This window comes from Marinifilum sp. D714, from assembly GCF_030851345.1.
GTDB lineage: Bacteria > Bacteroidota > Bacteroidia > Bacteroidales > Marinifilaceae > Marinifilum.
Map to the genome: position 1 here is coordinate 165,126 of NZ_JALPNU010000005.1, position 19,800 is coordinate 184,925.

The 19,800-nt window shown below is 35.8% G+C and carries 16 protein-coding genes; 4 read left to right on the forward strand and 12 right to left on the reverse strand.

Going from position 1 to position 19,800, the window contains the following annotated elements; translation table 11 throughout:
* Nucleotides 1–28 precede the first annotated feature (28 nt).
* Nucleotides 29–1,810, reverse strand: coding sequence for an SLC13 family permease (locus M0051_RS07510; RefSeq protein WP_306740918.1), 1,782 nt, complete (start codon nt 1,808–1,810; stop codon nt 29–31).
* A 146-nt stretch (nt 1,811–1,956) separates the two neighbouring features.
* On the opposite strand from M0051_RS07510, the gene M0051_RS07515 reads away from it, so the two are divergent.
* A complete protein-coding gene (locus M0051_RS07515) occupies nt 1,957–2,532 on the forward strand; it encodes a DUF2284 domain-containing protein (RefSeq protein WP_306740919.1) in 576 nt (191 codons plus the stop codon).
* A gap of 53 nt (nt 2,533–2,585) precedes the next feature.
* Here M0051_RS07515 and M0051_RS07520 read toward each other — a convergent pair whose 3' ends face one another.
* Both M0051_RS07520 and M0051_RS07525 read right to left on the reverse strand, forming a co-directional pair.
* Nucleotides 2,586–3,392, reverse strand: a complete 807-nt coding sequence (locus M0051_RS07520) for a toxin-antitoxin system YwqK family antitoxin (RefSeq protein WP_306740920.1) — start codon at nt 3,390–3,392, stop codon at nt 2,586–2,588.
* Between the two features lie 57 nt (nt 3,393–3,449).
* Nucleotides 3,450–6,710 (reverse strand): UvrD-helicase domain-containing protein, encoded by a 3,261-nt coding sequence (locus M0051_RS07525; protein WP_306740921.1) that lies wholly within the window; start codon nt 6,708–6,710, stop codon nt 3,450–3,452.
* A gap of 191 nt (nt 6,711–6,901) precedes the next feature.
* Between M0051_RS07525 and M0051_RS07530 the strand changes: the two genes are divergently transcribed.
* On the forward strand, nt 6,902–7,315 hold the full coding sequence (locus M0051_RS07530) for a DUF6146 family protein (protein ID WP_306740922.1): 414 nt from the start codon (nt 6,902–6,904) through the stop codon (nt 7,313–7,315).
* A 59-nt stretch (nt 7,316–7,374) separates the two neighbouring features.
* On the opposite strand, the gene M0051_RS07535 is transcribed toward M0051_RS07530, so the two are convergent.
* On the reverse strand, nt 7,375–8,259 hold the full coding sequence (locus M0051_RS07535) for a DUF3078 domain-containing protein (protein WP_306740923.1): 885 nt from the start codon (nt 8,257–8,259) through the stop codon (nt 7,375–7,377).
* 259 nt (nt 8,260–8,518) lie between these two features.
* Between M0051_RS07535 and mnmA the strand changes: the two genes are divergently transcribed.
* Entirely contained in the window at nt 8,519–9,691 is a 1,173-nt protein-coding gene (gene mnmA, locus M0051_RS07540; protein WP_306740924.1) for a tRNA 2-thiouridine(34) synthase MnmA, read from the forward strand.
* Between the two features lie 315 nt (nt 9,692–10,006).
* Here the strand turns inward: mnmA and M0051_RS07545 are convergent, their stop codons facing one another.
* The 4 genes from M0051_RS07545 to M0051_RS07560 form a co-directional block, all read right to left on the reverse strand.
* The gene (locus M0051_RS07545; protein WP_306740925.1) at nt 10,007–10,636 is read right to left on the reverse strand and encodes a hypothetical protein; all 630 of its coding nucleotides are present in this window, start codon (nt 10,634–10,636) and stop codon (nt 10,007–10,009) included.
* Nucleotides 10,637–10,694: 58 nt separating this feature from the next.
* The gene (locus tag M0051_RS07550; RefSeq protein ID WP_306740926.1) at nt 10,695–11,417 is read right to left on the reverse strand and encodes a nucleotidyltransferase family protein; all 723 of its coding nucleotides are present in this window, start codon (nt 11,415–11,417) and stop codon (nt 10,695–10,697) included.
* 222 nt (nt 11,418–11,639) lie between these two features.
* Nucleotides 11,640–13,079 (reverse strand): phosphotransferase, encoded by a 1,440-nt coding sequence (locus tag M0051_RS07555; protein ID WP_306740927.1) that lies wholly within the window; start codon nt 13,077–13,079, stop codon nt 11,640–11,642.
* A gap of 44 nt (nt 13,080–13,123) precedes the next feature.
* The gene (locus M0051_RS07560; RefSeq protein WP_306740928.1) at nt 13,124–13,801 is read right to left on the reverse strand and encodes a DUF554 domain-containing protein; all 678 of its coding nucleotides are present in this window, start codon (nt 13,799–13,801) and stop codon (nt 13,124–13,126) included.
* Nucleotides 13,802–14,323: 522 nt separating this feature from the next.
* Here M0051_RS07560 and M0051_RS07565 point away from each other — a divergent pair.
* Nucleotides 14,324–15,181: a hypothetical protein gene (locus tag M0051_RS07565; protein WP_306740929.1), complete on the forward strand. Its 858-nt coding sequence runs from the start codon at nt 14,324–14,326 to the stop codon at nt 15,179–15,181.
* A gap of 201 nt (nt 15,182–15,382) precedes the next feature.
* Here M0051_RS07565 and M0051_RS07570 read toward each other — a convergent pair whose 3' ends face one another.
* The 4 genes from M0051_RS07570 to M0051_RS07585 all read right to left on the reverse strand — a co-directional run bounded on the left by M0051_RS07570 (nt 15,383) and on the right by M0051_RS07585 (nt 19,658).
* Nucleotides 15,383–15,769 (reverse strand): BT0820 family HAD-type phosphatase, encoded by a 387-nt coding sequence (locus M0051_RS07570; protein WP_306740930.1) that lies wholly within the window; start codon nt 15,767–15,769, stop codon nt 15,383–15,385.
* A 200-nt stretch (nt 15,770–15,969) separates the two neighbouring features.
* The gene (locus M0051_RS07575; RefSeq protein WP_306740931.1) at nt 15,970–18,369 is read right to left on the reverse strand and encodes a polysaccharide biosynthesis tyrosine autokinase; all 2,400 of its coding nucleotides are present in this window, start codon (nt 18,367–18,369) and stop codon (nt 15,970–15,972) included.
* Between the two features lie 98 nt (nt 18,370–18,467).
* Nucleotides 18,468–18,824: a four helix bundle protein gene (locus M0051_RS07580; RefSeq protein ID WP_306740932.1), complete on the reverse strand. Its 357-nt coding sequence runs from the start codon at nt 18,822–18,824 to the stop codon at nt 18,468–18,470.
* A gap of 54 nt (nt 18,825–18,878) precedes the next feature.
* Nucleotides 18,879–19,658, reverse strand: a complete 780-nt coding sequence (locus tag M0051_RS07585) for a polysaccharide biosynthesis/export family protein (RefSeq protein WP_306740933.1) — start codon at nt 19,656–19,658, stop codon at nt 18,879–18,881.
* Nucleotides 19,659–19,800: the final 142 nt, after the last annotated feature.

Here is a 19,800-nt window from a genome sequence, read left to right on the forward strand (position 1 = left end):
ATATTACTTTATTCTATGCGCTTATCTATTAATAAAAATAAATGTATGATAGAATCAAAACTGTAAAAATCATGTAAATGATTGTTAGGGGGAACCCTATTTTGAAGAAATCTTTAAACGAATACCCACCTGGGCCGTAGACCATAATATTCGTTTGATATCCAATAGGTGTCATAAAATTAGCTGCAGCCGCAAAAGCCACAATTAGTACAAATGGTTCGGGATCCAAATGCAAGCTTAAGGCCATTGTTAACGAAATAGGGAAAACAATTGCCACAGCTGCTTTATTGGTAATGTAAGCAGCCAAAACAGAAGTAATCAAGTAAATTCCAAATAGAACACCCACCTTACCCAATGGAAGAAATACGGATATCAATAAATCCGCAATAATCTCCGCCAATCCTGATTTTATCATGGCAGTGCCAAAAGCCAGTGAGAGGGAAATGATAAGTGCCAAATTAAAATCTACCATTCTGGCAATATCCTTAGGATTGGATATCTTCAAGCCCAAAATTACAATGATCATTACAATCAGTGTCATAAAGAGTGGTACAATATTTAAAGCGGATAATATTACTGCCACTACTGTACCTCCCAGCAATAAGCCAATTTTATATCCTTCTTGCTTTCTGAATTCTTTTACTTTCGAGATAAAGTAAAAATCTTGAATGCGATGCGTTCTTTCCACAAAATCATCACCTCCAAGCAATAACAATACGTCACCAGCACGTAGCTTCACTTCTCCTATTTTTCCACTTACCCTGCCTCCATTTCTGTGGATTCCAATAACCGCAGCATCAAATTGACCTCTAAAGTTAGCCTCTTTCACCGTTTTTGAAATCAGGGTTGAATTGTGAGAGATTACAATTTCAACAACCTCGATATGCTTTTTATGGGTAAGCATGCCTACCGTTGGAAGCGTTAATCCAGAATTTGGCAGCACCAAATCTGCAATGGTTTCCGTATCGCCAGCAAATAATAGTCTATCTCCTTCTTCCAATCTAAATTCATGCGAAACCGCTGCAACTCTTACTCCACCTCTATTAATTTGGAAGAGATAAAGCCCTTTTAAGTTTCTAAGATCGGCTTCTTCAATTGATTTCCCAATTAAATCGGAATTGGGTTTAACGTGTGCCTCTACAATATATTTCCTGGTATTTTCCGAAAAATCTCCTAAAATATCCTCCTTATCAGGAAGTAATTTTTTACTTACAAACAATAAATAAGCTGACCCAATAAACATCATTGGCACACCCACATAAGCAAAACTAAACATGCTTAAGGATTCCAAACCGGTAACAATGGTTTGGTCTTTCACCATACCGTTTACAATTAGATTTGTTGATGTTCCGATAAGAGTTATACAACCACCCAAAATGGCTGCATACGAAAGAGGAATTAGTAATTTTGATGGAGAAATATTGTTTCGCTTGCTCCAGGAATGCACATATGGCATCATTACAGCAACCAAAGGTGTATTGTTTAAAAATGCCGAAAATCCACCAACCAAAAGCATCATTCGGGCCATAAATGCTTTGTAGCCATTCGCCCGTTGAAACACTTTATCAAAGAGAGTTTCAACAATCCCCAAATCTCTAATAATGTCACCAATAAGTAATAACATTAGAATTACAACAACCTGATCGTTGGCAAAACCACTAAGAATTTCTGATGGTGTTAAAATCCCACTTATCCCTAAAATCACCACACCTATTAAGAATGTAAAGGCAGGACCAATCCATTCTTTATAGAAGGAGATAAGAATAAAAACCAATACGATTAATACAATGATCGCATCAAGTGAGAGCATAGATAAATTTTTGGGTACAATTCAAGATACGAATATACAAAAATACCTTCAGGTACGGATGTCTTTCTCACACCTTTGCATAAATGTTATACAAGCTATTTTTATGAAAGCAATTATTATACTTTTGTGATAAATTGAATATTACAATGATAGAGGTAAAGACAGATACAATTGTTAAGCATTTTAAAAATCGGAAAATCCAAATTGAAAGAAAGGTATTGGAAATTCAAAAATCTGAAATATTACATTTCCTGAACAAAGAAGAGTTCAATTCGCATTGTAGAAGTTCTTGCCCAAACCATAATGGCAAATGGACTTGTCCGCCCAATTGTCCAAATTTTGATGATTACTCCAAACCTTATTCAAAAGTCCAATTGCTTTTATTCGTTACTTCAACAAAACAATTTGATTTTCTGCCTCAAGAAGAATGCTCACTTGAAACGTATAATTTTACCAAAGAAGAGCTACAAAATTATTTACGCATAAATGAACCCATTGATGGTAAAATGATAGCAGCCAACAGTTGTGAAATTTGTGCTACCTGTTCAATAATCAAGGGAAAACCATGCTATTTCCCTGAACAAATGCGCTATAATTTGGTTGCTTTCGGATTTAACGTAGGAAAAATATTAGCTGAATTGTTTCAACATGAATTAAAATGGTCAGCAGAAAATGTCATTCCCGAATATGTAAGTAGTGTTGGAGCAATCTTAAAAAAATAATCTGATAGAAATAAAAAAAGCTCCCAATTGAGGAGCTTATTATTACAATTTTTCTATTGTGGATTCCGAACCGAAATTGGCACGCTTACCGATAATACTCTTTTGTTTTTATAGGATGTAGATTCTATGGCAATAAGATTCACGTCCTTTATCAGCTGAGTTCCTTTACCAATTTTAAATTTGCATTCTGCTATGCCATTTTTAGACGGCAGCTCCATAAACCCCTTTCCATCTGCAGGAAAATATTTTCCCTCTATTAGTTCTCCAACATAGTAAACTACTCTTTTTCTGCCGTTACTTAATCTAAATTTTAAAATATACTCACTGGTTGTTCTTACTCTATCAACCTTATCAACAAGGATTTTTGGCGTTGATTTAACCTTATTGGAATTGTTGATTTCTTTTAATCCTGTCGAAAGCATATTATCCTTATATACCATCTCGGATTTTAAGTTTCCAGATTCCCAATATTTCCTTTGATATCCATCCTTCTTACCAAATTTATAATCTGTTTCTCTATAAACTTTTCCACTTTTGTAATACCAAATCACCTTACCATGCTTTTTTCCTTCCTGATAAGGGATATCGTATTGTTTTTCTCCACTCTTGTAAAACGTATTACTTACCCCCACTTTTTTACCATCCTTAAAAGTGACAATGGATTTGATATTTCCATTATCGTACTTGTATTTCTTGACACCATTTTTAGGTTGCTTGTAAATAACTTCGTTTTCCTTTTTTACTTCTTCTTGCTTTTTTGTTTCCCGATTAATGGTCTTAATTGAATCTACTGCCGAAACAATTAGATCACATGAGCTAAACATGATGACCACAAGGGACAAAAGAATTATTTTTCTCATTTAAATGTTAGTTGGTTAGTTGGCTTCACAAGTTAACTAAAATTATCATAAATAAAACTAAACACTTACTATTTCAGATAATTTTCCATACAATACATATCCTTCAACCTGATTGAAACCTAAGGATTCAACCAGTTTTTTATATACCGCAACTTGCTTTACGTGAGATTTTAATTTCTTTTTTCCAAACTTGTAATCAATCACAATGGCATTTTTTCCTTTTCGGATCACCCTATCAGGACGGTAGACTTCACCATTCCCTTTTAGAATATCTCTTTCATTCACAACTTCCCAATCTTTGGAAAACCATTTTGAAACCTGATCATCAGCCAACAATGTTTTTGCAAATGCCAAGACCTCTTCAGCCTGTTTTTCATCTAACTTTCCTTCAAATTGAAGTTGTGAAACTGCTTGGTCCAAATCTTCGGCATACTCTATTAATTGGAAAAGCTGATGCAAAATATTACCCCTACTTACCGGAGAAAAAGACTCCACTGATTCAGCTTCGGAAAAATCAAAATAATCGGCAGAATGAGATCTCAATTTTAACCTATCATCCAATAGCGAAGCAGGATATTCCATCGACTTTTCTTTTGGAGTAGGAATACTTTTATTCTCCAGACTTGGCAAATTCCCCATCCCAAAACATTGATCCTCTTCGTTCCAAAACTCAGCAAGAGATACTATTTTTTCGCCATAAAAATCAGTTGAAAACTCATTTGCTTCCTTAAAAACAAAATGTAACAAATCTGCTACTGTTTTTAGCTCTTTGTTTTTATTTATTGGCGAGTAGCTAATAAATACCTCTTCTGCCCTGGTTTGAGCCACATACAATAAATTCAGATTATCAATGTATGACTGCAGCTTCTCCTCGAAGTATTCCTGATAATATATCGTTTCGCGTAACGAACTGCTGTAGCGAACTGGCAATACATCTAAAATATCAAAACCTTCAACTTTAGGCTGACACCATAAAATATTTGTATGTCGGGTATTATCTAAATCCCAATTTGCAAAAGGCAATATTACAGCTTTAAATTCCAAACCTTTAGACTTATGAATCGTCATGATTCGGATGGCATCTTGTTCATCGGACACCGAAATTACTTCTTTGTCTTTTCTCTCCTCCCAATATTGTACAAAGGAATTCAAATCCGGAGAATCACTTTTTGTAAAGCCTAAAACCAAATCTTGAAATGCTTCCAGGAAAGGGTAATCATCCGAGTTTTGATTCAAGCCAAATATCTTAATCAACTTCTCAGTTAAATCGTATAATGGTTGGCGTTTTAACTCTCTAATATGATCTTGAAATTCCTGTGGGAAAATAGAATTAAACTGATCCTCATCGGTAATAACATACAAATCATCAGTACTTGTTTTCTCAGATTCCTGAACATACAAACTATACTCTTGCTTTAAGAAACCAATGTTAATTTTGTCATCAGGATAAACCAAATAATGAAGCAGATGAACTAGAAAATTAACCACTGATGAGTTCTTTAGATAAAGGGAGTCGTTGGAAATAACATCGTAATTGACATTTTCCTTTGCATTTTCGCTTGCACGATAAGCCATTAAGGTATCGGCTACCAAACCTCCTTCTTTTCCATTTCTTACCAAAATTGAAATGTCTCTTGCTTTGTAACCACTAGATTGTAATTCTTCTATTTTAAGGGGCAAATCTTCCAACACTTGCTCAATCCAATCCAATTCATTTTCCTTTTCAAGAAAATGTGCTTTAACATATCCCGAGGCTCCTTCCCCCTTATCAGGGATATGCTGATATACATCGCGGTAGGCACTCACAATTTTTTGCTTCTCATCCTCCATTCGATCAGAAATCTCGGCAGGAATCGATTCATTGTAGTGATTTTGAATGATTTGAGCTCCCAATGCGAAAGTGGCATTGTTAAAATCAATCACATTCTTGCTACTTCTCCAATTGTAATTTAAACTTAGGCCATTTACTCCATAACCGCTAAAGTCTGTATCCAACTGATTTGCCAGCAATTTCCAATCTCCATTTCTCCATCGGTAAATCGACTGCTTTACATCACCTACTACAAGTGAATGTTGATCTTCAGCCAAAGAATTTCCAACCAATGGTCTGAAATTATCCCACTGCATAGACGATGTATCCTGAAACTCATCAATCATGAAGTGCTTGTAGACATTACCAATTTTCTCGTAAATAAAAGGAGAATCATTGTTTCCGATAATATCTCTTAACAACCTACTTGCATCTGATAAGAGAAAAATATTCTCCTCTTCGGAGTACTCACGAACTTTCTTCGAAAGGTCTGTAAGAATTCCCAAAGTATAGATGTAACTTAGTGTCTTTTCTGTTGAATTGTACAACATCGATTGCTCATCGTAATAACTTACTACAGCTTTAAGAATATCATTTAGGCCTGCTGAAACAGCTGTTTCAACAGCCATCTTGATTTCTCTTCCAGCTTTACCAGCAACCCATTTATTAGGTGTATCAATGGCTGCTCTGGCTCTTGCGCCAGGTTCATACTTTCCTCCTTTTCCCAATCGTTCCAAATAGCCAGCTACTCCTGTTTTGCCATATGAAAAATCGGCAACACTTAAAGTATGACTCTCCATAATTCTTGCTGCCTCTTCACCTTTTGAAGCAAAAAATTGTTCAAACTCCTCCTTAATCTCATTCAGGATTTTTCGGTAAGAGCTTAAAAACTTTTTATCTGATAATTTATCAATCAAGTTGCCCGAGAAATTTTGAAAATCCTCCTTGAATACTTCACTTCCTAGCGTTAAAATATCCTGCTTAAAATTCCAGGTTTTTCCATCTCTGATTTTCGATTCCGCAAAGGACGATAGCCAGTTTCTCAACTGTGAATCCTTATCAACATCTTGCAACAAAAGATCCACAACATCACTCAAAACAGAGTTTTGATCCAGCTCGATATTGTACCCCATTTGTAAACCAATCTCGCGGGTAAATGAACGCACAACCTTTTGAAAAAAACTATCAATTGTAGTTATTGAAAATCTTGAATAATCATGAAGCATTCGATTCAAAATCTCATTTGCTCTCCTCTTCAACTCTTCAGAATTAAGTTGATTTGCCTCACACAGTTGCTGCTCGTATGGCGATTTTTTTCCTGATGAAATGATATGAATCTCTTTTAAGATCCGTGATTTCATTTCATCGGTGGCCTTATTGGTAAAAGTAACCGCTAAAATATTCTTATAACTTAAAGGATCGCTGAATACGATGCTTAAAAACTCACCAGTAAGAGTATACGTTTTTCCCGAGCCTGCTGAAGCTCTATATATATTAAGTTGTGACATTCAAAATTGCTTTATGCCGAAAATACAAATAATCTTTTCAGTAAAATAATCAGGTATTGTAAATTCTCATGGCAACTACATTTTATTATTCGTAACTTTTTGCTTTTCACAACGTTTCTACAATACAGTCTCTGTCAATATTGATTCAATCAATACTATAGATGTTCTTTTAACATTAAAACGAATGAATTATGAAACATTTATTATTTATTCTAGTTGCTTTCTTTACATTAGCGGCTTGCAGTTCATACACTTCATTCAATCAACCTGAAATTGTAAATGACGATACAACTGAGCTTACAACAAAAGAATCTACAGATAGTACAGAATACGAGTTATTAATTTTAGATATTGGTTTCGAGAACTGGTTTGCAACACGAAATATGCCTGCTACAGCGCATTCCAATAGCTATTATAAAAATTGGAATCAAAGGTATGTTATAGAATGGAATATAAAACATTCACAAGGACATCCATATTTCGAGAATCACATTTACTACGATCCTTTTGAGGATTATGGTTTTGATATCAATTACAAGTTGTATCACTATTTTCAGTTTGTTGAAGAAAAAACTGGCGTTATTTTAGTTCAAAGGGGCAAATAAGTGTACAAAAAAGCGGAAGACTGATCGTCTCCCGCTTGTATTTTGTATCAATTCGGTGATTAAAACTTGTAAGCTAAACCTACTCCGATAATCTCTTTAAATTGAATTCTAGGACCTCTATTGTTTCCTCCTACATCGTAATAATCAATATCATCATCGTAAACTAGCGAAGTGTTTACCGTTGCAGTAAGGAAACTATTAACTTTCATATTCAACAATACTTCCCAAGTCACATCAATATTCCCAAAACTATCCGAATAGCTGGTGAATAAATCCAGAGTACTTTTTAAATTTACATTTTCCATGATGTCTTTATTCAATGACAATTTGGAAAACGCACCAAACTCACTTCTAAATTTATCACCAGGGTCAACACCAAAAGCACCTTTGTCTGAAAGATCATCATCATTTACCACAGTCATTTTTCCAGTAACTGGTGAAATGTATGCAGAAAATACATCACTTGGTTTGTAATCCATACCAATTGATAAGTTCATGTAGGCAGGAGCAAGAAAATTCGAAATTTTCACATCATCCACTCCTTCCTCACTACTGTAATTGTAACCTTTGGCAAACTGAGTCTTAAAATCAAAAAGAGCTGTATAATACCAATGTCCGCCATTTTTATAACCGTACTTGGTGAAGTATTCCAGTTTATCTATACTCTTACGAACTCCTTCGTCGCCTTGCTTTACCAAACCATATTCCAGGTTCAATTTGTTCTCCCAACTGTTTTTCCCTTTGTTATAATTGGCGAATAAATTTAACTGCGAGTTTGTTGAAATCGCATTATCACCACCACCAGACCAATTGGTTAAAGATGTTTGCGAAAATGATATCGAAATCATCCCACCTTTTTTCCAGTAAGACGTATCTTGTTTTTCCTGAGATATTGCAACAAAACAAATCATTGCAACAATAAGTGTTAAACCTAGTTTCTTCATGTATTAAATTTTAGCTTTGTTTATTAGTTAGTCAATAGAGAGTTATTTTAATTTATAAACGAATTTAACGCAATTTGTGGATCAAAAAAAATTCATAAGAAATTTTATCATCGAAATTTACAATTGCTTATTAAAGAATATCTATGATCGATTTAAAACTAGTTATTGCATATTAACAACTCCTTAAAATTTGATTGTTTGCCACATCTGTAAAAAATGAATACTTTTGCTCCTTGAAAAAACAAGGAGATTTTATTTAATGAAGAAAAAAGTTGTAATCGGACTGTCGGGAGGAGTAGATTCAAGTGTTGCTGCTTATTTGCTTAAAGAGCAAGGTTATGAAGTGGAAGCACTTTTTATGCAAAACTGGAATGATACAGTCGGATTAAAATCAGAAGAATGCCCTTTTGAAGAGGATGTTTTGTTTGCTCAAATGGTAGCAAAAAAACTGGATATTCCTTTCCACTTTGTGGATTTGAGTACCGAATATCGCGCACAAGTAATTGATTACATGTTTGCCGAATACGAAAAAGGGAAAACTCCTAATCCTGATGTATTGTGTAATCGTGAAATTAAATTCGATGTTTTCTTAAAGAAGGCATTGGAATTGGGTGCCGATTACGTTGCAACGGGACATTATTGCCAGAAAGAAACCATTGTTAAAGATGGCAAAGAAGTTTATCGTTTAATTGCTGGTGAAGACAACAACAAAGATCAGTCTTACTTCTTGTGTCAACTATCGCAAGAACAATTGTCGAAGGCGATGTTTCCAATCGGACATATCGAAAAACCTGAGGTAAGAGAAATTGCCCGAAGAGAGAAATTGGCATCGGCCGAGAAGAAAGATTCACAGGGAATCTGCTTTGTGGGTAAGGTTGATTTGCCGGTATTTCTTCAGCAAAAACTAAAGGCGAAAAAAGGAAGAATTATCGAAATATCTGCCGACAAGGCAAAAGATATCATTCCTCAGTCAGAGGATTTAAAAGACATTGCTCAACCCTATCAATTTTCTCCTGAAATGGGAGAAGAAGTGGGAACTCACAATGGAGCTCACTTTTTTACCGTAGGTCAGCGTAAAGGACTAAATGTTGGTGGAAAAGCAGAACCTCTATTTGTAATTGGTACCGATGTAAAGGAAAACATTGTTTACGTGGGAATGGGACACGAACATCCACTACTTATGCGCAAGGCTTTGTTTATTCCGAACGAAGACATTCACTTTATTCGCGAAGATTTGCGTCCGACCGAAAACTGTGAAAGAAGATACAATATCAGAATTCGTTATCGCCAACCTTTACAAGGTGGGACTATTCATTTTAAAGAAGAAGGATTGTACATCCATTTCGATGAGCCACAACGTGCCGTTGTTTCAGGGCAGTTTGCTGCCTGGTACGATAAAGGCGAATTGATTGGTTCGGGTGTGATTGATTAAATTCTACTACAATATTTTAAAGCCATTCATTTTTTGAGTGGCTTTTTTTATGGAAATAATCTGCTGAATCAATTCAGGAGCTTATTTTTTGAGAAAATAAACCTCTCACAATCATTCATGCACAAACTAATATCAAAAGTACTAAATCAAAATCTATATCATAAAAAAAGCACACCATAAAGTGCACTTTAAATTATATTCTTTAGTGATTTTAACCACGAATTACACAAATTTCTCAAATGGTAAATTGCTTTGCAATTCACAATAATTTATATAAATCAATCTGTGTTAATTCGTGTAATTTGTGGTTAAAATTTATTCTTTCAGCTTTTTCGAAACATACACAAAAAACTCAATTGCTGCAATAAAAAGCAAGGTATATCCAAACAACTCACTTCCCTCTTCAACTGCATTTTTTACCCAACGTTGCACTGGTTCTAATTTCTCAACGTCGAACAAGGCGCGCCATACTTTCTTGGTTCCAAACAAACGCGAGAAAACAAATACACTTAAAAAACCAGCAATGAAAGTTCCGAAAGCTGGTGTTGTAAAAAACTCCTCAAGGTTTTCCCAAATTTGCTGACGTTTGCGATATACCAAAAAGATGGAAAGCAACAATACAAACATTGCAAATGGGAACCACGCTCCATGATATATTTTATCGAAATAAACATCGAACTCGCGAATTAAGGCTACCAAAGCACCACCACCAAATAGATAGGAAATGGCTTGATGTCCTCTGGAACGAATCCCTGCCAAAATAAACACGAGACTGGTTAGCAACAAGTACAATTGCTGCATCCATTCGGTTTGGGAACCTTCACCAAATTTTCCCCCATCGATAAGAATACCTGCATCGCTTTTAATTATTAATGCCGATGCTACTACAGGAATGGCATATAGAATCACCCTAACTGCAGCAAAAATAATTGGTTTTAAATTCATCTGTCTATATTTTTTAAGTCTTAAAGTCTAATAGTCGAACCGTTAGAAAGTTCAATTTTTATTGTTCGTTATTCTTAATTAATGTCTCTGCTTTTTGCAGTTGCTCCGGTTTTCCCAAATCGAACCACAAATCTGATTGATCTTTGTAGGCCAACATTTTTTCAGTTTTTGCCAATCGCAGATACAAATCGATAATGGAGAATTTTCCATCCTCCTCTATCAAATCAAAAAGTTTGGGATCAACTAAATGGATACCACTAAACGCCAATGGCTCTGATTCATTCATATCAGCTCTAGCTTGCTTTACCTCTCCGGTCTTACAATTCTTCCACCCTGTTAGCTGCTTCTCTTTGTTAAAAAACAAATACCGACTGCTTTCACGCTTTCGCATCACCATGCTAACCAAAGCTTTTGCTGATTCGTGTTGTTGAATCAATTCATTCAAATCAATTGAAGAAAGAATATCCACATTATAAATTAACACAGGAACATCAGGGATAAATAAACCTTTTGCCTTCTTTAATCCTCCACCTGTGTCTAAAAGCTCTTCTCTTTCATCTGAAATGCGAATGTCTGCTCCAAAATAATTCTTCTCCTTCAGGAAATTCTCAATCAAATCTGCAAAATGATGTACGTTTATCACAATACGATCAACGCCTAAATCTATTAATTTTATAATCGCTCTTTCAAGCAGAGGTTTGCCTGCAAGTTTAACCAAAGCCTTTGGTTTGGTATTGGTATAAGGCTTTAACCTTGTGCCCAATCCTGCGGCAAATATCATTGCATTCAACATTCTTTTCAGTTAACAGTGATCAGTAAACAATTATCAGTGAACAGTTACTTGTAAAATATTCTGTCTTTATCTACTTCTATCTTTTTCGCCTTGCAAAGTTTCTTGGCACTTTTCGCTACTCTATTGCATTTCGGACAAACAAATTGTTCCGTTTTACAAACCTTCTCCGCATACTCCTCTGGTGACAATTTACAACGCTTCTTACTCATTTTAATTCCCCTCTATTTCTCTTTCAATATGTCGCAAACTAATATTCACATCAAATTTTTCACGTAAATGCTTAGCTAAACTTTCTGCTGAAAACACAGAACGATGTCGACCTCCTGTACAACCAAAACTCACCTGCAAATTGGTAAATTTTCGTTTGATGTACTTGTCAACACTCATATCTACAATAGCGCAAACCGATGTAAGGAATTCATCCATTTCACTTTTTTTCTTGAAAAAGTCAATTACCGGCTGATCTTTTCCTGTCATTTCCACATATTCCTGATACCTTCCCGGATTATGAATGGCACGACAATCAAATACGAATCCTCCCCCATTGGTTGACTTATCCAAGGGGATTCCCCTGCGATAGGAGAAACTGTTGATTTCTACATGTAGTTTTACCTCTTCTTCCTGGCCTACTTGCTGTAAAAATTCAGAATCTACCACTTCATTTAACGCTTTGGTTAACTCTGGTAGTTCCACAGGCATATCCAATCGACCTAATATGGTTTTCAGGTTCTTTAGTGCATATGGAATCGATTTTAGGAAATGTTCCTTTCTCTCGTAAAATCCACGAAAACCATAAGCTCCCATGGCCTGCATAATGCGAATCAACACGTATCCCTGGAAGAATGATTCGAATGCTTTCAAATCGACTTCTTGTACTTTCTTAATCTCCTGAAGGTAATGATCAAACAATTCATCTCTTACTTCTTGCGGCAAATCGGCCTTTGCATCATAAAGCAATGATGCCAAATCGTATTGCAAAGCTCCTCTTCTACCTCCCTGATAATCGATAAACCATGGCTCACCATTCACCAACATGATATTTCTTGACTGAAAATCGCGATACAAAAAATAATCTCTTGGCGCATCCAGAAGATAATCTGAGAACTTTTGAAAATCATTTTCCAGTAATTGTTCATCAAAAGGAATCTTAGCCAATTTTAGGAAGTAGTATTTAAAATAATGTAAATCCCAAATCATCGACTGTTTATCGAAGCTATCACGTGGATAACATGCCGAGAAATCCAATCCTTCTCCACCTTCAACTTGAAAACGCACCAATTGACTAATGATTTTCTTGTAAATCAAAACCAAATCGGTAGCGAATCCTTCACCAACACGAAGGTTCAATATGTAATCAAACAAGGTTGTTTTTCCTAAATCCTGTAATAGGTACAATCCATTTTCATCATCTTGATGATAGATTTCAGGAACTGGTAAATTTTTAGATAAAAAATGCTTGCTAAAACTTATGAAAGCATGATTTTCTTTTAAGTCGGCATTATAGGCTCCAAGTACTGTTCTCTTTTCACCAATGATTCGTATATATTCTCTGTACGAACCAGACTGTGGGAGAAGCTCTGTTTCAATTACTTTATCCTGAGCCCATTTTTCAAACAATCTGATTAACGCGTTTTTAATTTCTTGTTTCAATTCTATATTTTTTAGAGGTTACCCTGACATGCGGATTTACAAATTTATAAAAAGATATAACACAGAAGTATTTCAATTAGAATTGCTGGTAACATATTCAAAACTTTAATTTTTTTAAGTTCCAAAATGCTTATCCCTAAAGCAATTATCAAAACTCCACCAATTCCAGTTATTTCATGGATTACAACTTGGGGAATAATATCGCCAAACAATGCTGCCAAAAGGGTTAATCCACCTTGATAAATTAAAAGAGGAATAACTGAAAATAGAACTCCAATTCCCATTACTGCAGCCAAGGCAACAGAGGATATGCCATCCATTAAAGATTTGGTTAGCAACAAGGTTGGTTCTTTGCCCATTCCTTCCTCTAAACTCCCAACAATGGTCATTGCACCCATACAAAAAAGCATAAAAGCAGTAAGCAAACCAGTTGAAAAGTTTGCATCTCCGCTGCCTACTCTTCTCTTCAAGCGTTCACTTAACTTCTCTACTCGTTCCTCCAACCGAAGCAATTCTCCCAGCAAAGACCCCAAAACCAAGCTAAATACCATAATAAGCAATTCGTTTGCTTTTAGCGCCATACTAATTCCCAGGTAAAGGGTAAATACACCAATTGCATGGAATACAATTTTAAACAAACGTTCAGGAATTTTTGCTCGAAATAAAAGTCCGATGCTTCCTCCAAGAATTATAGCACCTACGTTGATCAGCGTTCCTATCATAAATCTTCATTTTGATATCAAAACAACTAATTTAAATAAATTAATGAAAGCCAGGTATAGAATTACAAAAAGCTTTGCCAATGACAAAGCTTTTGTGCCCAAGGCGGGAACATTCCACCTTTATATTATTAGCTCATTTCCAGCCAATTAAAACAAATACTATTTCAACGGTCTCGATTTTGTCCCTCTAAATTAACAAGGCACTTTTACCACCCATTTCATCTTTGTTCAAATTTACAAAAGCTCAATCTTTTTTTCAAATTAAAAGCTAGAAATTCAATGGTATTATGATCCTGGATTTACAATTCATGTTATAAACATTATTAGAGTGAGAATCCAAACTCATTACCTAATGCGAAAATCAAATCTACTTGACAAACAAATACTCCCGGTTGACAACACCGATATACATCCTGACAAACAGTAAATCTATGTTAATAAATGAAAGCTTAACTATCATTGTATCTATTGTAAAACAAGCTAACTTCGATTTGAATAACAAATAAGTTAAATAAACATTCTATGAAGAAACATTTGACCCAAGGCTTCCTCAACTTAATCCTACTATTACTATTTTCTCAAGCTTATGGAGAAACCATAAATAAAGGCGAAACTATAAGTCATGAAGGTTACTATACATACAACAGCAAAGAGGATTTAATTGTAAATGGCACTCTGATTATTAATGGTACATTTGAGATGAAAAGTCAATCCAAATTGATTTTAGGATCAACAGGAGTGATCATTGTGTCAGGAGATTTTAAAGCAGCCAACCAGGTAAACATCACCTCAGGGGGTATTTTTATTGTCCAAGGAAATTTCACAATAAGTGGTGAAGCGGGGAAAGGATCATTAATATACAGTGGAGATGAAGATAAGGCCCAAGTATTTATAGGAGGGGATGTAAATGCTCCAAATACCGATACCAATTATCCTGTGTTGGATGAGGATACAGGTTCTCATGAATCATCCAACCACAATTACGGAAACATTACCGATTTAAGCAATGAACAACCCGATGTTTGGGAGGAATACAAAGAGATTATTTGCGGTTCAGGAATTGATCCCGGAAAGATCATTAGCCAATCCAACTCTTTTTGTGATTCGGGTAATCCGCTGGTTATCCTAGAAGATCCAAACTTCCCTTCGAGTGATCCTGTAAGCTATCAATGGTATTATTCTACAAATAGCACAGATCCCAATGTTCCAACATGGACAGCAATTTCGGGTGCCAACAACAATACTTTTGATCCCAATATCATAACAAAAACTACTACTTACTATCGAGAAGCCAAAAAGGGAAATGGATGCATTGCCAACTCTAATCCTGTACGCATCCAAATTAATCCCAAACCCAAACCTATTGGAATTTTCTTCTAGTAATTAGGAGTATTCCTTACAAAAAAACAAGGGTGTCCAAAAAGTAAGTTCAATCAAATATTTTGTCATGATGACCGAAGTAAAAACATCTGTACATCAAATGAACAGATTCTTCGATAAACTCAGAATGACAATAATAATTGAACTTTTTGGACACTCTCGCTTTTCATGGTTCAACAGAACCTATATCAGTTGTGTATGTTATCCAAATAGCCTGAAGCCTTTTTTTTTCTTCGACTTACTATTTTTGCTTCTTCCCTGTATTCCTTCATAGATTTCACCCCAATCGGGTAAACCGCCATAGTTCATGTCATCGATGTACATATCGGCCTTGATTTTACGGCTGATGGATTCGTCGAAAACCTCTTCAGGATAGTTCTTGTTGATGGCATAGAATTCCAAACCCTTAGAACGGCAAAACTCTACGGCATCCTCCAGTTCTTTACCTGCACGATAGGTCCACAGAATCAATCGATGCCCATCTTCCTGTAACATTTTTAGGGTTGATGTGGCAAATGGAATCTCCTGCCCTAGTTTGGGGTATTTCTGTTCTACGATGGTTCCGTCGAAATCTACTGCTATAATCATGATATAAAGTCTAAAAAGTCGAAGAGTCAAATAGTCGAAGAGTCAAATAATCGAAGAGTCAAATAGTCAAATAGTCGAAGAGTCAAATAGTCGAAGAGTCGAATTGTCGAAGGTCGAAAATCTGAGATCCAACTACATGATTCAAGGATAAAGGATGAAGTAAAAAGTTTCAAATCCCAAACTACAAATCCAAAATTAAATTAGTTTTTGGAGAATTTTGATAGTAATCTTTTGCGCCAGTTGTGGTTTGCATGATCTTCGTCGTAATAACCATTGCCATAGCCATAGCTACCATAGTTATTGCCGTATCCATAACCATTGTAAACCGCATCGTTCAATACAATACCGATTTGTGAGATGCTTTCTTTCTCGGCCACCTGGTTGATGAACTTGATTTGACTCTTATTGGAATAGCCCTGGCGCAATACAAACAGGTTGGCATCGGCATGCTTACCGGTTAATATCCCATCGGTTACCAAGGTCACCGGAGCATTGTCCAATACGATATAATCGAAATCATTTTTGGCTTCCTCAATAAATTTGGCAAACTCCTCTGTTCCCAACAATTCAGCAGGATTTGGTGGAATCGGACCTGAATTTACAAAAGAAAGATTTTTGATATCTGTAGGATGTACAATCTCTTTTATGGAATGAGAACCAATTAAGTAAGTAGACAAACCCGATTTGTTGTTCACATTAAAAATTTTGTGCAAACGAGGCTTACGAAGGTCACAGCCCACCAACAATACTTTTTTACTGTCCATGGCAATAATGGTTGCCAGGTTTACAGAATTGAATGTCTTTCCTTCTCCAGGAATCATGGAATGAAGTGCCAGCACTTTACAATCCTCCTGTTGTTTAAACATATACTGCAAATTGGTACGCAAACCACGGAATGATTCTGCAATACCTGATCTTGGATGCGCCACAATAGCAAGTTCCGATTTGTAATTGTTGTGAGCAATTTCCCCCATGATCGGCAATTTGCTCTCCTTTTCGATGTCTTCTTTGGATTTTATCGAATCATTAAAGTAATCTCCGATCACAATAATTAGAAAAGGAAGTGCTAAACCTAAAATCAAACCAACCATTAAATTCAAAGCCGTCTTAGGTCCTACCTTCTTTGCAGTTCTCACACGTGCAGGATCCAAAACTCTTGCATCCGATACATTTGATGCCGTAGTAATGGCCGCTTCTGCTCTCTTCTTCAACAAAAAGGTGTACAATTCATTGTTCAAATCAAAACTACGTTTAATGTTCACCATCTGCTGCTGAGTTTCTGGCAATGCCGCCAACTGCATGCTCACTTCATCAATCTTTCTCTTTAAGGCCTTGAATTCAATTTGCGTATTGTGAAGCAAGTTATTCACATTCTCTTCCAATACTGAAATCGCATTTTTAATTTCCTCATTCAACAAAATCAAACTCGGATTCTTTTCTTTGGCAATATGCGAAAGTGTTGATTTACGAGCGTACAATTCTCCCAGCTTTACAATCTGAGCATTCAATGCCGCATCAGCAATTCCCATAAAGGAAGGAGCAGCAATCTTATTCATGTTCTCCGCATCTTTCATGTAGGTCAGCAAGTTCTTGTAATATTCCAATCTCAGCTTCAAAGCAGTCTCCTGTGCATCCAGCTCACCAATCTTCTCCGAAACCATCTCAGCTTCCTTGCTCAAATCAATGGTCTTGTTCTTGGTACGGAAATCTGTAAAGTTTTTCCCTGCAGTTTTCAAGGAATCAACAATTCCATCCAATTGCTCGTCAATAAAACGTACTGTATTTAAAGATGTCTGGTTCTTTTGTTGCAAACCAAACTGCATGTATACCTTGGTCAACTCATTCAAATAATCTACCTGACGTGCCGGTGTATTTCCCTGTATTTTCAGTTGGATCAATTCCGACTTTTTATCCACAAGACCTACATTCAAACGTCTTACATAGTCCAAAGCCATACCCTCTGCATCATTAAAAACAAAGTAATACTTCCCCGATGCATTTTGCTTCTTCTTATTGATGGTAAAAGAGAAATATTCATTCTCAAACAATTTTCCGAATTGTCCACTACCCGAGAACTCAATCTCTTTTAGCACTCCTTTCGAATACGCTTCTCCCTTGGCACTAATTGCATAAGTACTTTCATTCTCTGGAGTAACATAAATGTGTAATCCTGTTGGATTCATAATCCCAACCGGGCTTTCAATTTCAAAAGGAGCATCTTTGTACAAATCAGTATCCACTAATGTTCCTTCCTTATACCAGGTAGTATTCCAATCCAGGTTTTTTAAAGTTTGTAGATTAATGGTATAAGATTTCAAGATTCCAACATGATTTTGAATGTTGGTCTTGCTTCCCAAATCCATTCCTTCAAATAGGTTCTCCACCCCCATTCCCTTGGATTCTTCTTCCACCAACACCACCGATTGCACATCATAAACCGCTTTCGAATATTTACTAATGGTAAAACCCAGTGCAACTCCCAAAAATCCACACAACACAAACCAGTGCCACTTGGATAATAATCGGAATAAAAATTCTTTTATATTGGTTCCTTCTTCCATTTCGAAGAATTCCATCATTTCGTTCATGTTGTTATTCATAGAGATAACTTGTATAATATTTTTACCTCATTGAGAGGTAGATTGTAATTGAAAAAGAAAAGTCAAAAGTCGAAGATCAAAGATCTAAGATCCTGGACCTATGACTGATTTAGATATTTGATAAAGCCTGCAATTCTGGATGAAAGTGATGTATATCTTGTGATCAATTCGTCACATACATTTTTATTGATATATTCCAATTCAAGCGCAAGTCTTAACATACTTCTCACTTCTCCTGACGATCCCTTAGCTATTTTCAAGAATCTTTGAAATTCCTTATCTAAGTTTCTTTCAAAGCCCTCTGCGATATTATTCATTACAGAAACAGCAGCTCGACAAATTTGATCCCGAAAGCCATAGTCACTCAAAGCTCTGAAATTTTTGTAGACAAGAACTGATAAACCTTTACTCTCATTCCAAATGTCCAAATCCTCAAATTGCTTAATTGTCCCCATAACTTCAAATGTTTTAAAGTTTGAACTAAAGGTCATCGACCTTTGAACTTAATTCTACAATACGTTTAAGAGTAATATTAGGGTTGATAATGTTGATAGAAATAGCGAATACATAGGTGAGTTCAATTTCACATTTTTGTATTTGTCTGGTTCCACATATACCACATCATTGGGTTGTAAGAAAAAAGCTCCCGACGATAAAAATTTCTTATTGGTCAAATCCAGTCTGTAGGTTTTAGCTCCTTTATCGGTTGTGCGCATTACCAATACTTTTTGAATTCTACCATAGTCGGTAATTCCATTGGCCATGGATATTCCATCCAGAACCGTCATGTTGTTGTTGTAATTGTAATATACTCCCGGAGATTTTACCTCTCCCAGTACAGTCACTTTAAAGCTCAGCAATTTCACTTTTACTGTTGCATCCTTAAGGTATTCGGCTGCTTTTTCTTCAATGGCAGTTTGTGCCTGATGTAAAGTTTTTCCTGCTACTCCTACTTTACCAATAATTGGCAAACTGATATCTCCCGATAAATCAACAAGGAAACCGTTTAAATACTGTGAAGAAGGCTGTCCGAAATTCTGCTGAGTGCCGCCAGTGCTTCCTGCTGATTTTGTGGGATTAAACATGGCATCCACTTCGGGACTCATCGACTGGATATCCACATACAAATTGTCGTTGGTTTTGATCACATATTCTGCAATTGCGCCAGGAATTCCTTCCAACAATTCTTCATCACTGGTATTGTTCAAATAAACCAGGTCTTTGCTGGTTTTGCAGGAAGAGAAAAATAATCCCACCACAAGTAGAATTAAAAGTAAATGTTTGTTCATAAATTATAGGATATAATTTGAATGCAAAAATATAAAAAGTAGAAAAACAATTATTAATAAATAGTCGAAATGTCAAAAAGTCCAATGTCTAAGATCAATTCTCCTTCGTATAAAGATATGGCGGACAAGGAAAGTTGAAGAG